Consider the following 14898-nt stretch of genomic DNA (forward strand, 5'->3'; position numbering starts at 1 on the left):
AGGTGCATCATGCTTTTTCTTGACTACAATCCTGAACTTACTGCACTAGAATACGAGGTTTACCGATTTGTATCAAAAAACTTGGCTTCAGTGTCTAAAATGAAGATGAAAGAACTTGCCAAAGAGACCCATACCAGTACTGCTAGTATTAGCCGCTTTTGCAAGAAATTTGAATGTAATACGTTTACTGAATTTAAGATCAATTTGCGCTTTTACTTAGATTCTCTCGTAAAATCTAAAATATCCGATAGTGATGAATCCCAAACAATTGATTTCTTGAAGCGAGTAAACCAGCCCTTTTTATCTGAAAGAATCGATCGAGCAACAGAGATTCTTAAGAACAAAAGCTTCGTGCTATTTATTGGATCAGGCTTATCTGAAACGATTGCGGAATATGGCGCACTCTATTTTACTGACTTTGGAAAAACGGCATTAAAAGTTGACGATCCCTCAAATTATCCTATCGACTGGTTTCCAGAAGACATATTGTGCAAAACCGGTATCATTGTTTTGTCTATTTCTGGAGAAACACAAGAAATGATTCGATACTTACAAAAGTTAAATCAAAAAGATTGTCAGATTATTGCCATCACGAATACCGAAGATTCAACCATCAGCCAGTTATCCGACTTAACGGTGCCTTATTACATCGAAAGAGAGACCATTTTTAAAGCCAGTCAGAAAAAAGAGAAAACCATTGAACTGACTTCTCAACTACCAGCAATCTATTTAATTGAAAAAATTGCCAAAAGAATACGCCTATCAGAAGAACTTCTCTGATAGGCGCAGGTAGTTTCATTTATTCAGCGATCTTCACAATCTGTAACTAAATCAAATAAAAGTTCCACCAAATAAATGGCTGGAATTTGTGAGGACAATGAATCAGCTGCTTGATTATCGGAAAAATAATAAGCAAAATTTCGCTCAGATAGTTTAGCAATTGACGTTGTTGAACGATTTGTCAGTGAAATGGTCGAAATTCCAGCGGTGGTACATTCAGTAATCAAGGATTCAAGGAATGGATCGGCGCCTTTATTAGAAAAAACCAGCAACGTGGCTTCGCTACTTAAGGTTCGCCAAACAGATTTAATCGGTGCTGCTTCTTCCTCTACGCTCACGATCTTATCTAAACGTGCAAACTTTTGTTGGGCATAGCTCAAAGCAAGTGTTGATTCCCTGTCACTGGCTAAGATCAAAAGTTTTGCTTTACTTATTCGGTAGGCGATCGTTAATAATGTTTCTCGATAGAAGGATTCATCCATACGTTCAAAAAAATAGTGCAGGGCTTTTTTATCTTGTTTGAATAATCGATCAGTCTTTCCTTGTTTCTGTAACGTCTTTTTCAGCTTGATTTTAAATTCTGAAAAACCTTCGCAATCAAATTTTCGACAAAACCGTAGAACAGTCGTTGAGCTAGTTTTTGTTGCATCCGCCAACTCACGAATAGACATCGAACAGACTTCTGCTTGCTGATTTAATACGTACTGAAATAGTTGCCATTCTTTCTTACTAAATGACTTATTCTCGGCAGTGAGTTCCATCAGTTTTCTCCTTGCTGCGCACCTTCGCCTTCAAACCATCTTCTTCTCATAAATAAAATCATCCATCACAAACCCCGAACCAATCGTAACAGTACGTTCAGAAACACGCGTAAAGCCGCGATGCTCATAAACAGCGATCGCTTGCTGGTTTTGTTTGTTGACGTTTAAATGCAGTGTTTTTCCTGAGGCGATCTCCTCATACCAATCAAAGACTTGGCTGGCATAGCCTTTGCCTCTAGTGGATTGATGGAGATACAATTTACTTAAATAAATCTGCTGCTGCGTTTCTTCATACGCTGTATATCCTACTGCTCGGTCTCCTTCTAATAACAAAAGATAGACTGCTCCTTGCTGGACTTCGTTTTGAATCGCTGCTGGTGATTGGTAATGAGCCAGCATATACGCGACTTGATCGGACCCAATGATAGGTGTAAACACTTCTGGCCAGATTTCTTTGATCAAACGATCCAACGTTTGGAAATCTTCAGGTGATTGAATGATTTTTTTTGTGATTGCCATAAGAACACCTTCTTTCTGCTGCACGAAACAAAAACTCGTTTATAAATATCTCTATTATAAGGGATAGGGAAAAAAAAGAAAGGGCACGTGGAACAAAGACCCCAAAACGTCTCAAAAGGTGGTAAACTAGAAGTGAAAAAATGGTGACGAAAAGGAGGTAGCAACACCATGCAGCTCTTGCAACTACTTTTACTGGCAATCATTTTTGTTTCGTTCTTCATGACGTTGATTGGATGGGTTTTATCGATGACCAATGGCTTGATCTTTTCTCGTTCTCCTCAGCAATTTAAAGCACACGCTCATGATCCTAACTATGAAAAAGAACGACAAGCAGGCAAGCGCTTGAAAGAGATTATATTCCGACGCATTGTTCCTCTAGGAATAGCCTCTTTGATCGTCTATGGATTAATCGCACTATTAAACGTCCTTTAAAAGTTTTTAAAAAGACTCAAACAAATCAAAAAATAACCGGCATCTTTTCCTGTTGATCAATGCGCCTTTCGCTTTCGCTGAGGGGAACATCAATACATAAGATGCCGGTTTGTTTTTTATTTACTTACTGCTGCTTTTGAGGCTTGAACTTTTTTCAGTAAAGCGAAGAGGACTTGGCTATCATCAATAGCCGCAATATATTGTTGGCAAAGTGCCATCATTTCTGTTTCATCCATTTTATCTAAAGAAATAACTAATTCATTTTCTACTACCTGCTTATTATTCATAGGGCTCCCTACTTTCTTCCTTTGTTACCTCTAGTTTGCCATGAATGAGCAGGTTCCGTAAGAACTTTTCAGTTTACAAACAGGAAACGGGTAGTTTACATCCTTGTCCTATCAAGGTTTTGCCAGAAAATTTATTCGGTAGCAGGCTCGATGTGGATGTCAGTATCAAACACCTGAAAACGATCAGCTAAGAGATCTTCAATAGCATCTGCCACGTTATGACTCTTTTCAACCGTCAAAGATTTGTCCATCGTCACGACGACATCGAGAAAAACATTGGCGCCATACATCCTTCCTCGAATCGATTTGACAGATTTCACTTCAGAAAAACCAGCGATTGCCGCTTCATACTCCACGACTAACGATTCATCAAACCCATCAGAAAGTGAAAAGGCACTCTCACGAAAAATATCGACGGCGGTTTTGATAATCAAAAGAGCTACCACGATCGCAGTCAAACTGTCCAACCAACCGATACCAAATGAAGCGGCAAAAATAGCGATCGCCGTTCCAATACTCGTCCACGCATCGCTGCGGTTGTCTTTAGCAGCTGCTAGCAGAGCGGAGCTTTTTACGCGAGCGGATAATCGCTTATTATAGTAATACATGCCATACATCAAAATAGCTGAAATGATACCGACGACTGCCGCGATCATATCGGGACTTTGCGTTTCTCCGAGTAGAATCGTTTGAATGGAAGACCATAAGACCTGCAGACCGACTGCCAGCATAATCAAGGATGTTACGAGACTCGCCACATTTTCTGCTTTCCAATGACCATATTTATGGTCTTCATCTGCTGGCTTTTGAGCCAAACGCAAACCAATCAAGACAGCGATCGACGCTACGATATCCGTCGCATTGTTCAACCCATCTGCCCATAGTCCTTCAGAGTTTGCCAAACGACCGATGGCAAGTTTTGCGATCGAAACCAAAATATAAGCAACGATACTTAAGATGGCGCCTCTTTCTGCTTGTTTTAATTCTGCGTATCTTGTTTGATTCATGTCATCCCCTCCAAATAGTCAACTTGAAAATAATAGCTGAAATTTTCACAGTTTGCATCATTTATTTGAGAGATTTTATTTTTTAGGAGCGGCAAACATTCACTTCTAGTGAAACGAATTTCTGTTCTGAGGCCACCAAAAAAGCAGGACCCACAAGGGACTCCTGCTTTTTCTACTATTTCTTTCACAAAGAAGTATGGCTACTCATTCACCAACAACTGGCGATTTCTTTCACTGAATTTCTCGTTGTGGGAGGAAACCATCGCCTGTGGGACACTGGTCGGCTCTAAATAGTGTTTGATTTGGTTGACTGCTTGCGCAGCATCTTGAAAGGCTCCCGCCAATAGATTCACTTTGCCTTTGAAATAATGAATGTCGCCAGCTGCAAAAACACCAGGATGGCTAGTTTTTGTAGGAATCTCGCAATTGAGGTAAAAGTCTTCATGGCGTGCCAGATCAAAGGAAACTTTATCTAACAAGCCACTGTCACGGTCATACCCGTGTTGGATCAGTAGATGATCGCATAAAAAATCGATCGTCTCATGGTTGGCACTGTTTTTTAGTCGTAGAACCATATTGAATGTTTCTGCTTGATTCACCCCATCGATGGTGTGATTCATCAGCACTTGAATCCCTTCTGCTTTCATCTTCTTTACTTGTGCTTCATGGGCTTTCAATTTTTCTCCTCGGTAACACAGGGTGACTTTAGCACCATAAGACACTGCTTCGATCGCATAATCCACTGCCGCATCACCGCCGCCAGAGATCACTAGATGCTTGCCTTGGATCGCTTGCTGGTCAGGAAACTGATAGTGGATATAGTTGTCGACATTATTATGGATGAAACATGGCAATTTTTGCGGAGAAACGACACCGCCTCCGATACAGACTAAAACGGTGCGTCCAACGTGGGTCCTCCCTTGGTCATCCACTGCATAAAAAAGATCGTCTTCCTTGGTCAATGCGATGATTTTCGTTTTCAGATAGACCGTTGGATCAAACAACTTGGCCTGATCAATCAAGTGTTCTTTGACTTTCTTCCCCTTGGTTGGCGGCAATGCACCCACATCCCAGACCATTTTTTCAGGATAGAAATTGATCTTCCCGCCTAATTCGGCTTGTGCTTCAAACAATACGACCGATAGATCACGTAATCCAGCATAAAAACTCGCATAGAGTCCAGTGGGTCCTCCGCCGATAATCAGAACATCTGCTATAGTGGTCATTGGCTAGCCTCTCTTTCGTAAATGAAAATCATTCTCAATTAGTTAGTTCGATTATAGACAACGATCGTCCATTTGTAAAGAATTTTCTGAAAACAAATTAATTATGTTTACCAATTATTTTTCTTTACATTGTAAAGAAAAAAGCCTTTTCCTGAACTTCTGGTAAAAAAAAGATGAGCAGAATGTTATTTTTTCTCATTTTATCTAGTGATATGTTTGTGATAGTCCCTGACTTCAAGGTATACTCTTAGAAAGTAGGTGAAAAAATGGAAGTTGAAAAATGTTACGCGCCCTTACCGGACGGGTCTGTCCTCTATTACGAGAAAACCGGTTCAGGACGCCCTCTTTTTTTACTGCACGGAAATGGCGGCAGCAGTGCCTATTTCTCAAAGCAGGTCGACGCCTTGCGTCAAAAACATCAACTGTATTTAATCGATAGTCGAGGGCATGGCAAATCCACTAATACGCAGAAGAAAATCGATTTTTTTAAAATGGCAACAGATCTTTTAGCAATTATTCAGCAAGAAAAGCTAACGAAAATCGCCTTACTAGGATTTAGCGATGGTGCCAATCTAGCGATGGTCTTTTGCCATCTCTACCCAGAGCATGTCAGCTGCATGATTTTAAACTCTGGCAACACGGAACCGCGAGGTGTGAGGCTCTTTTCTCGAATCGGCAGTGTCTTGCAATATCTGATCGTTTGGCTTTGTTCCCCATTCTCCAAAGGCATGCGGGGCTTTCTGCCTATTTTGGGTTTGTTGTTTCGTCCAATCGGTTTATCTACAGCCGATTTGAATCACCTCAGTGTGCCGACATTGATTTTGGTCGGCAAACGTGATTCGATCAAGCTTTCCCATTCTTTTTATATTGCAAACAGTATCCCTCAGTCCAATTTTATCGTCGTCAAAGGACAAGGACATAGTTTTGCACGAAAGAATCCAGAGGTATTTAACACGAAAGTATTATCTTTTTTAGAAAAGGTCGGTGAATAACTATGAGAATCTTTACTTGGCTCCGCGACCACCGCTCACTGTTTAAAACACTCTTCTTAATTGCAGTCGCCGTGATCGTGTTCGGCGAGCTGCTTTCGTTAAGCAAGACGATCTCGATTGATCAACTAAAACAATTGTTTGCGCAGCTATCCCTTTGGCGAGTGGCTTTAATGGCTGTCATTGGCTTACTGTGTGTCTTTCCCATGGTCTTATATGATATCGTCTTGAATCGCTTGCTAGGGGACAAACCTGATCGCCGTTATTTACTAGAAACCAGCTGGATCATCAATACCATGAACAATTTGATCGGCTTTGGCGGTTTCATCAGTATCGGGTTACGGTCGGAATTTTATGGCAAAGGAAAAAAAGGCAAAGACGTTGCCCAAGCAATATCGAAGATTTTTATCTACTTGATGTCTGGTCTTTCGATTTTATCGCTTGCAGCGCTGGCATTCGTCCTCTTCGGTCCCACGACCGATTATCTCCAACAGTATTGGATCTGGCTTTTAGGCGGCAGTCTTTATTTTCCAATCGTCTATGCGCTTAGTTTTTCCAAAAAAAATGCCTACTTAGGTGGGCTGCAACGACGTGATCGTCTGCAGCTGATCGCCGCTTCCTTATTGGAATGGCTAGGTGTTTTTGCCGCCTTCTTTACGACGGGTCTGTTGATGGGTCTCTCGGTCGATGTGTTTCAACTGTTGCCGCTTTTCATCGCTGCTTCCGTGATTGGGATCGTCTCGATGATTCCTGGCGAACTGGGAACCTTTGATATCATGATGATTATGGGAATGGGTTCACTACAGATTCCCCGTGAAAGTGTCATTGCCTGGCTCTTGCTGTTCCGTCTGTTTTATTACATCATTCCCTTTTTGATCGGTTTGCTTTTTTTCTCAAAAAATGTCGGTGTCTCCCTCAACCAGCGCTTTTCTGGTATTCCAAAAAGCTTGTTGTTGGAAGTGTTCCACAAGATCGAAGTGTTGCTGCTTTATCTGACTGGAACGATGTTGGTGCTTTCCGCCACGATCCCAGAAGCCTTTGATCAAATCAAATGGTTAGCCCACCTCAATCCGATTCGCTTGAATTTTGTGATGCAGTACCCGAGTATCTTTCTCGGCTATCTCTTTTTGATCGCCGGTCGCGGCATCTCTGCCCGTGTCAGTCGCGCGTATATGCCGACGCTTTTGTTGATTGCAGCAACGATCGGCTATGCTATTTTTGCGGGTTTCCGCTTTTCGACCATGCTGTTTCTTCTATTATTACTGGCGATCATGATTTTTTCAAAAAGCGAGTTATTCCGAAAACAACTGGTTTTCGCTTGGGAATGGCTAACGATCGATGGGTTGCTGATTGGTTCGTTGACGATCCTCTATGTCATTATCGGGGTCTACAATATGCCCCATATCAATCGGCATCCGACACATCACCATTCGATGGATTTTTTGCTTTTCCCTTCTGAAAAATTATGGCTCCAAGGCTTCGTTGCGATTTTATTCGTCGCCGTTGCGATGCTGTTGTTTGCACGCTACTTGATGGGACCAAAGCACCAACTCGGCGTCAGTGCCGCCACCGATAAAGTGAAGCATGTTTTGAACACTTATGGCGGCAATAGCGACAGCCATCTTGTCTATTTAAAAGACAAGCAAGTGTACGTTTATCCAGAAATCGGCGAGCCGACGGTCTTTTTTCAATTTACGACCTTTAATAATAAATGCTTAGTCATGGGGGATCCTTCTGGGAAGCAAGCAGACTTTCCCCAGGCACTGGAAACCTTCCTAACAGAGATGGATCAGTGGAATTACTTGCCAGTCTTTTATGAAAGTAGTGAAGAAATGGTGATGCTGCTGCATGAATTTGGGTATGACTTTATCAAATTCGGTGAGAAAGCCTATGTGGATCTGCCTAGTTTCACCCTCTCAGGAAAGAAAATGAAGGGACAGCGGGCTTTGAACAACAAGATCACCAAAGAAGGCTTTACCTTTGATGTGCTCACCCCACCCTTTTCAGCCGAAACCTTTGCAACACTTAAGGAAATTTCTGACAACTGGCTAGATGGACGGAAAGAAAAAGGGTTCTCCCTTGGATTCTTTTCAGAATCCTATCTGAGTACCGCACCAATTGCAGTCGTCCGTAATCAGCAACAAGAAATCGTCGCGTTTGCCTCCTTTATGCCAACCTATCAGACAGGCTTAGCTTCCATTGATCTGATGCGTCACGATCCTGAAAAAGCCCCGAACGGAACGATGGATTTCTTGTTTATTCAGCTGTTTGACTATTTTAAAGAACAAGGCTACCAACAATTCGATTTAGGTATGGCACCATTAGCCAATGTTGGTACTTTCCGCAGTAGTTTCTTACAAGAGCGGATCGCCTATCTCGTTTACACCTTCGGGTCTCGCTTCTATTCTTTTGAAGGATTGCGGGAGTACAAACAGAAATATGCCGCTTCTTGGTCCCCTCGCTACATCTTATATTCTCGGGACAGTTGGATCGGTTATGTCATGATTGCTCTGTTGATCGTCGATAATCAAGCGGCGGACAAAACGAAGTAAAAAAAGCTCAATTGCGCCGGTTTGTTCTCGGTGCATTTGAGCTTTTTTCATTTGTTGCGCTTCGAAGTTATTCTGCTGATTTAGATGGTGCGTTTTCCCAAAGTTGTTTGACGACTGGAATATTTCCTAGTTCCGTCATATTGGATGGCAGAATGACCGTGTTGGTATTGCTGTTGACCACGTCTTTAAAGGCTTCGATCCCTAGATAAGATAAGGAGCGCTCGTCTAGCTGGCTTTCTTTGATTGCTTCATTGATAGCTAAAATCCGTTTGCGTTCAGCTTCAGTGATTTTCGCGATTCGTTCCGCTTCTGCCTCAGCATCGATCCGTACACGTTTTGCCCGCGCCTCTGCATCGATTTGGGTTTGTTCTGCCCGAGCTTGCGCGTCGATCGTCATTTGAGAAGCTTTGGCTTCGGCACTTAAGACTGAAGAAGATTTCTCCCCTTGGGCTCTTGTGATCATGGATTCTTTGTCTCTTGAAGCTGTGATCAATTTATTCATTGATTCAATGATTTCTTGGGAAACTTTGATTTCCCCGATATTGATCCGGTCGATCGCTAACCCATAGCCAGCAGTGATGTCTTTGATTGAAGTAAATAGAGCCACGTTGATTTCTTCAGTTCCATTTAGAACCTCATTCAGATCCATTTTCCCGATGATCCCCCGTAAGTTTGATTGGGCATCTTGAATCATTGAGATAACGGAGTTTTCATTTTCGTAAACAAAGGCACGAACATCTGTGACGTGGTATTTGATTGCTTCATCGATCTGCACGATTACGTTGTCTTTTGTAATTGCACTTTGCGGTTCGATCTCCAGAGGAATCTGTTTCAAGGACACTCTTTCTCTTACGGTATATAAAATCGGAACAAGAAAATGAAGCCCTGGTTCCAACGTTCGAACGTACTTTCCAAAACTTTCGACAACTTTGACTTCCCCTTGACGAACGATCACAGCAGTGCTTGCAATCAGCCAAATCAAAATCACTAATACGAAGATAACTAAAATAATTTGGATAATGATCATTGTAAAAACCCTCTTCCATTTTCAAATAATGTATTGTTTACACGGGTCAATAAGACACCGTTTTCAACCCCGATAATCTCTAACATGACATTTTCAGCAGGAATCCCTGCAATCACCCGATATTCTGTATAGGTGCCATAAAGCCGTATATAGCCTGAATAATGATCCGTCAACGATCGAAAATAGCGCCCTACCGCTCGTTTTTCCATATAATCTACGATGATTTTCACCCTCTTTGCCTTCATGCAGTAAATTTGAAGCTTCAAACTCATTTGTTAATCTATTACAAGTGTTACTAACTATGATAGCACGTTTCACCCAAGAGAACAGTAAACTTATGCAGATTCCGCTTTTTTTTAGAAAAAAAAAATAGAACGAAAACCAATTCCTTGCATTTTCTCATTAAATTGCATACAATTCAATTGTACAAAATATAAAAAATAGGAGTGAAGAAATGATGAAAAAAATGTATTCAACTAAAATGATCAACACTGGTGGCCGTTCAGGAGAAGTTCATAGTCCCGATCATTCATTTGAGCTAAACATCACTGCACCTGGCAAACGTGTTGAAAATGCCACCAATCCAGAACAACTTTTTGCGGCAGGTTTTAGTGCTTGCTTCAACAGTGCCCTTGAATTAGTGAAAAGCAACAAAGGAATCGACGGTGCTTCAACTGTCAGTGCACAAGTGACTTTATACGCAGAAAGTGAATCAAGCTTTGTCTTAGGCGTTGAGATCGAAGGTCAAATCGAAGGTTTATCAACAGAAGAAACACAAGAATTGCTTGAAATCGCTCATACCGTATGTCCTTACTCAAAAGCTACAGCTGGCAACATTGAAGTGACTGTCAAAGCCGTTAGCGAGTAGACTTTCGCTGAAAAAACAGCTATGATAAGAGGCGGATGTTAGAAAAAGGGGTGAAAACATGAATGTCTTAGCGTTAGAAAACCAATTGTGTTTTCCTCTATACGCCGCTTCAAAAGAAATTATCAAACAGTACAAAGACTTACTGGACCCGTTGAATTTGACCTATACCCAATATTTAGTGATGTTGGTGTTATGGGAAGATGAAGCGATCAGTGTCAAAGAATTGGGGAAGCAATTATGTCTAGATTCTGGCACACTGACACCGGTTTTAAAAAAGCTTGAAGCAAAAGGATACCTAGTAAGAAATCGAAATCAAGACGATGAACGTTCCTTGCGGGTCACATTGACTGATTTAGGCAAAGGACTCCATGAACAAGCGCTAGAGATCCCCTACAAAGTAACTGAATTCTTGCCCCTTGAACCGGAAGAACTGTCAGTCCTCCACGAATTGACGACCAAAATGGTCCAAAAATTTCAAGAACAAGAAAAATGATCCGCTGTTTTCACAGTGGATCATTTTTTTATCTTTTAAACCTTCACTAACAAACAGCGAAGAAAACGGGATGACCTACGAAGCTTTGGTTTTCAATTCGCCAATTACATTTAGCAACTGAGTTAATTGTTCTGGGTCTTCAATTTTTTTGATCGCAATTTTTACCAATTCAAAAATTTGTTCCTCCGTCAAACCACTTTGCAAAATCTCCAATTCGGTGACGGCTGGTTGGAAACGACGAGCCAAAACTGATCCACTCATCTTGATACTTGCGATCTCAAGTATCCCTTTATTGACTAACTTACGAATCACTGACAATGACGTGTTGCGATTCAAGCCGAAGCGTTCACTAAATTCGGTACAGCATAGCGGCTCATCCACAGCCCAAAAACAAACTAAGACTTCCCACTCTTTTTTTGAAAAACTCAAGTAATCCATAACTGCTCCTTTCCATGCCAATCAGGCTGGTTCTTATTTTCTAAATAAAACAATCGCAGCTATTGACATAAGCTATCTTTCCTCTTCATTTTACGATTGTTTTTTCTTTCACTAAAAGGATTATATACCAATAATAATCTATTTTATTCATAATTTCAAAATAATTTTTATTTTAATGATAAATAACACGTTTAATTCTCCTTCTTCTCCATAAAAAAAAAGCGACTAGATGCGCTAGTCGCTTTCTTTTCTATCAAGTGATCCTAAGAAGAACCGCTTATTGGATGTTGAAGATCAGGCTTTCGTGCTCTTTTTCTTTTAAGGAATAGCCACAAAACTCTTTATTCAAATTCGGATAATCGCGTTCGATCATCTGAATAACCTCGATTTCCGTCAAAAATTTGTCTTCTGACAATTGCAGCGAGTTCAACAAGACAAAGCGTGAGTCATAGCCTAAAATTTCTGGCATCAATTGCCAAAAATTTGAGTGATCAATTTGTTGGATCGTTTCTTCAAAGTTAGCAATCAATTGTTGTACATGATCATAGACTTTGGGATAATTAGATTTTAACAAATTCAACAGTGCTTGATCGACCACCTTATCCAAATAAGCCTTTGTGTCCGTATAGATTATTGAAGAAATCACTTATTTCATCAATCCTTTCATTCAAATGCCATATTCGACATCGTCAAGGATGGCTCCCTGTTCCTATATATAGCATACTATCGGTGATTTTCGTTCTCAGATTAAGGATAGAATCAAGAAAAAAAGGAGAAGTCGTTTTTTGATTCCTCAATCTTACTCCACAATAGCAAAATTTTGCTGAACTGATAAGCAAAGCGAATCAGCAACATCTGAAAATGAGAAATTTGTCAGATTTCCCTCCTTTTTTAGATAGATTGCCTCTCTTCTATACGAAAAATCAGCCGCCAAGGATCGCATCCTTTAGCGTGATCGATTTGAAACAAACAACCAGCAGCCCTTATTGCCCTTCACAAAAAACGGAGACAGCATAATCTCAGACAGAACCTTCAGCAACATGTATAATTAAAGTAGAGAAAGTCATCAAAAATAAACGAGACGAGGAGTGGAGCAAAGATGAAGAACCATTGTAAATGCGGCAAGAAGTTAACTGGCAATGAAAAAAGCTGTCCGGACTGTAAACACAAAAAACAGCAAACTTTAGATTCCTTGGAAAAATTCGTTAAATACGGCAGTTTTGCTTTAGCAGGCCTATCATTAGTTTTAAAAATTGCGAAAAGTCGACAAAGTTAGCAGTGATCGACTGAGAACTTTAATAAAAAAAAACGCCGTAATGGCGTTTTTTTTATTAGTCTACAATCATACTCTCCAACTGCCAATTGACCGTACCAGTATACGTCCCCGGTTGAATCAAATCAAAATCAGGAACAAATCGTAAATAGCAGTTGTATTCACTTAAAGCAAGGGTCAAATCAGCCTCGCCGTCGGGAAGCTGCTGAAAAAGGATCGTTTCTTCTTTCGTAACTGTTGCCACCAAGTGATCGTCGAGCGGATCATAGATCACGAATTGGACTTCTTCTGCCAACTGCTGCTGGTCTTGCAAGAAATCAGTCATTTGCCCACTAAGCTGCCAAGTCCCTTCACTGCTGTTGCTGATAGACAGCAGTGCCGAGGTTTGATCAAACGAAACAGGAAGATAGGCAAAGCCATCACTTCGGATCGATCGTGCGAGCTCATTTACATTGATTGTCGGTCCGTTGATCGACTCCGGCGCACTGAGAAATTGTACACTGCCTCGAAAATCAATGCCATAATAATGGGTTTCTGATTGATTTCCTTCTGCATCGATCACAAAAGCAGCAAGATAATAAGTGGTTCCCGGCTCCAGATTCGCGGTATCTCGTTCCAACGTGTATGTAAAGGGATCTGCCAATGTGGCACGCTCTATCTGAGCTGTTTCTAAGAAATCTGCCTCCGTCACCGTCTCTGCTTCCGTAAAAAAATCCGTAACATACAAGCGTGCTTGCGTTGAATTGCGGTCATCGATGGTAATCGGGGTAAAGCACAAACGGTTTTCCCGCACGATCTGCTGGGTTTCTTTCGCTTCTTCTAAGGTAGGCACACCCGTTGTCAGCGTGGGCGGAAACACACCGGTCATTGTGTAGGAATGCGTCTCAGGGCTGCCAGATACGAGACTCGATACAAAGGCATTCCCTTGGAAGGTCGTTTGCACAGGCACTGTTTGATTCAAGTTCTCATTGAGCGGCGCCCCCGTATAGGTAATCGAATAGTGGATAAGATAGTCATTCCCTTTGGCTAATGCAGGTAGGGTCGCGACCAACTCACCAGCTTCAACGCTAAAATCAATCGGCGTGCCGCCTTCTGGCATACCATTTACCATCAAATCAGGACCACCGAAATACACTGTCTCATCGACTAAAGAAAAGCCTTCTGGAAGAAACGAACGCAGCTTGATGCCTGCTTCCAACTCCGTTAAATCACTGGTGTCCTTATAAGAAAGATACGTGGCATAAGTAATTGTTTTTTGCGCATCAACGACTGGTGGTTGACTCAGAGCTGTCTCAGTATCTAGCAAAAGCTTGTTGGGGTCACGTTCAAATACGCCTGTACGCAATTCCATATCGACCAAGCCTTCGACATCAATGAATGCCACTGCTTTTTCTTGGACATTTCCACCATTAGCACCAGTAAAACCAAAATAAACTGGCGCATTGTTGGTCAAGTTCAAGTTCGTTTTGAACGTATCATCCACGGGTACCGTGACATCGACCCCAAAATCTGGGACAGAATAATGCAAGGTTTGATTGGGCTGATCGAAAGTAACGGTAAACGTATGCCACTGGCTATCGGAAATATCAGTGACCGCAACAGTATCAAGATGGTTGACGACTTTATACGACGGCAGCCAGCCTTCCGTCGTATAGGCGTCGTTTGAACCTGGAAAATTCCATGCGATATGATGACTATTGGGGGCATCACGATCTATGGCACCATGGAGACCCAGACTACCAGAATTGTAGTAAGTATCGAATTCGATGGCAAAGCTTTGCGGAATCGCTCCGGTATTCAGTGGGTCGGTTCCCCCTACATTCGACCAAACACCAATCGTTGGACCGGCTTGTTGAGCAAGTGCATTTAAGCCAATGCTTTGCATAACAAAAGCTAAGCCATCGCTATCAGCAGCTGCATTTTCAATGCAAAAAGCCATTTCTAAACGAAAAGATCGGGTAAAAGAAACCGCTTTGTTGAACCAAACGCCCCCACTAACATTTGATGTCACCCCATCATTTATCTGAACATAGTTATAGCCATCCGATCCTTGCGGAGAACGAGCTTGCCCCACCGTAGTGATCAAGGTCTCATCGATCGGCAACGTCGCAAAATCTGGCTCAACGACGGTCGCCTCAACAGATGCGTTTCCTGTATAGCATAAGGCGATACCTAACAAGAAGAAAAGTAAAAAACGTGTCGTAAGAAATTTTTTCATCGTCATCCTCCGCTTTGTTTGATCAAGT

The 14898-nt window shown here is 41.7% G+C and carries 16 protein-coding genes; 6 read left to right on the forward strand and 10 right to left on the reverse strand.

What is annotated here, in order from left to right:
* Nucleotides 1-9: 9 nt before the first annotated feature.
* The gene (locus IGJ15_RS09910; protein WP_231434968.1) at nt 10-780 is read left to right on the forward strand and encodes a MurR/RpiR family transcriptional regulator; all 771 of its coding nucleotides are present in this window, start codon (nt 10-12) and stop codon (nt 778-780) included.
* A gap of 23 nt (nt 781-803) precedes the next feature.
* Here the strand turns inward: IGJ15_RS09910 and IGJ15_RS09915 are convergent, their stop codons facing one another.
* A complete protein-coding gene (locus IGJ15_RS09915; RefSeq protein ID WP_010747939.1) occupies nt 804-1541 on the reverse strand; it encodes a MurR/RpiR family transcriptional regulator in 738 nt (245 codons plus the stop codon).
* A gap of 30 nt (nt 1542-1571) precedes the next feature.
* Nucleotides 1572-2060 carry a GNAT family N-acetyltransferase gene (locus IGJ15_RS09920; protein ID WP_010747938.1) on the reverse strand — a complete coding sequence of 163 codons (489 nt, stop codon included), beginning with the start codon at nt 2058-2060 and terminating at the stop codon, nt 1572-1574.
* Nucleotides 2061-2228: 168 nt separating this feature from the next.
* Between IGJ15_RS09920 and IGJ15_RS09925 the strand changes: the two genes are divergently transcribed.
* Nucleotides 2229-2492 carry a hypothetical protein gene (locus tag IGJ15_RS09925; RefSeq protein ID WP_010747937.1) on the forward strand — a complete coding sequence of 88 codons (264 nt, stop codon included), beginning with the start codon at nt 2229-2231 and terminating at the stop codon, nt 2490-2492.
* Nucleotides 2493-2608: 116 nt separating this feature from the next.
* On the opposite strand, the gene IGJ15_RS09930 is transcribed toward IGJ15_RS09925, so the two are convergent.
* The 3 genes from IGJ15_RS09930 to IGJ15_RS09940 all read right to left on the reverse strand — a co-directional run bounded on the left by IGJ15_RS09930 (nt 2609) and on the right by IGJ15_RS09940 (nt 5012).
* On the reverse strand, nt 2609-2779 hold the full coding sequence (locus IGJ15_RS09930) for a hypothetical protein (RefSeq protein ID WP_005225698.1): 171 nt from the start codon (nt 2777-2779) through the stop codon (nt 2609-2611).
* A 131-nt stretch (nt 2780-2910) separates the two neighbouring features.
* Nucleotides 2911-3786 (reverse strand): cation diffusion facilitator family transporter, encoded by an 876-nt coding sequence (locus IGJ15_RS09935; protein WP_005225697.1) that lies wholly within the window; start codon nt 3784-3786, stop codon nt 2911-2913.
* A 200-nt stretch (nt 3787-3986) separates the two neighbouring features.
* Nucleotides 3987-5012 carry an NAD(P)/FAD-dependent oxidoreductase gene (locus IGJ15_RS09940; RefSeq protein WP_010747936.1) on the reverse strand — a complete coding sequence of 342 codons (1026 nt, stop codon included), beginning with the start codon at nt 5010-5012 and terminating at the stop codon, nt 3987-3989.
* A gap of 266 nt (nt 5013-5278) precedes the next feature.
* Between IGJ15_RS09940 and IGJ15_RS09945 the strand changes: the two genes are divergently transcribed.
* A complete protein-coding gene (locus tag IGJ15_RS09945; protein ID WP_005225694.1) occupies nt 5279-6004 on the forward strand; it encodes an alpha/beta fold hydrolase in 726 nt (241 codons plus the stop codon).
* 2 nt (nt 6005-6006) lie between these two features.
* Nucleotides 6007-8553, forward strand: a complete 2547-nt coding sequence (gene mprF, locus IGJ15_RS09950; protein ID WP_010747935.1) for a bifunctional lysylphosphatidylglycerol flippase/synthetase MprF — start codon at nt 6007-6009, stop codon at nt 8551-8553.
* 67 nt (nt 8554-8620) lie between these two features.
* Here the strand turns inward: mprF and IGJ15_RS09955 are convergent, their stop codons facing one another.
* Together IGJ15_RS09955 and IGJ15_RS09960 are read right to left on the reverse strand one after the other, a co-directional pair.
* On the reverse strand, nt 8621-9580 hold the full coding sequence (locus IGJ15_RS09955) for an SPFH domain-containing protein (RefSeq protein WP_010747934.1): 960 nt from the start codon (nt 9578-9580) through the stop codon (nt 8621-8623).
* Nucleotides 9577-9852 (reverse strand): hypothetical protein, encoded by a 276-nt coding sequence (locus tag IGJ15_RS09960; RefSeq protein ID WP_016620494.1) that lies wholly within the window; start codon nt 9850-9852, stop codon nt 9577-9579. The genes IGJ15_RS09955 and IGJ15_RS09960 overlap by 4 nt, the downstream gene beginning before the upstream one ends.
* A 185-nt stretch (nt 9853-10037) precedes the next feature.
* On the opposite strand from IGJ15_RS09960, the gene IGJ15_RS09965 reads away from it, so the two are divergent.
* Both IGJ15_RS09965 and IGJ15_RS09970 read left to right on the forward strand, forming a co-directional pair.
* The gene (locus IGJ15_RS09965) at nt 10038-10448 is read left to right on the forward strand and encodes an organic hydroperoxide resistance protein (protein WP_026008061.1); all 411 of its coding nucleotides are present in this window, start codon (nt 10038-10040) and stop codon (nt 10446-10448) included.
* Nucleotides 10449-10506: 58 nt separating this feature from the next.
* Nucleotides 10507-10941 (forward strand): MarR family winged helix-turn-helix transcriptional regulator, encoded by a 435-nt coding sequence (locus IGJ15_RS09970; RefSeq protein ID WP_010747933.1) that lies wholly within the window; start codon nt 10507-10509, stop codon nt 10939-10941.
* A gap of 75 nt (nt 10942-11016) precedes the next feature.
* Here the strand turns inward: IGJ15_RS09970 and IGJ15_RS09975 are convergent, their stop codons facing one another.
* From IGJ15_RS09975 to IGJ15_RS09985, 3 genes are all read right to left on the reverse strand, one after another.
* A complete protein-coding gene (locus tag IGJ15_RS09975; protein WP_010747932.1) occupies nt 11017-11379 on the reverse strand; it encodes a hypothetical protein in 363 nt (120 codons plus the stop codon).
* 277 nt (nt 11380-11656) lie between these two features.
* Nucleotides 11657-12025 carry a DUF7006 family protein gene (locus tag IGJ15_RS09980; protein WP_010747931.1) on the reverse strand — a complete coding sequence of 123 codons (369 nt, stop codon included), beginning with the start codon at nt 12023-12025 and terminating at the stop codon, nt 11657-11659.
* A gap of 685 nt (nt 12026-12710) precedes the next feature.
* Entirely contained in the window at nt 12711-14870 is a 2160-nt protein-coding gene (locus IGJ15_RS09985; protein WP_430599045.1) for an L-type lectin-domain containing protein, read from the reverse strand.
* Nucleotides 14871-14898 lie beyond the last annotated feature (28 nt).

This window comes from Enterococcus sp. AZ079 (assembly GCF_050547255.1).
Classification (GTDB): domain Bacteria; phylum Bacillota; class Bacilli; order Lactobacillales; family Enterococcaceae; genus Enterococcus_D; species Enterococcus_D casseliflavus.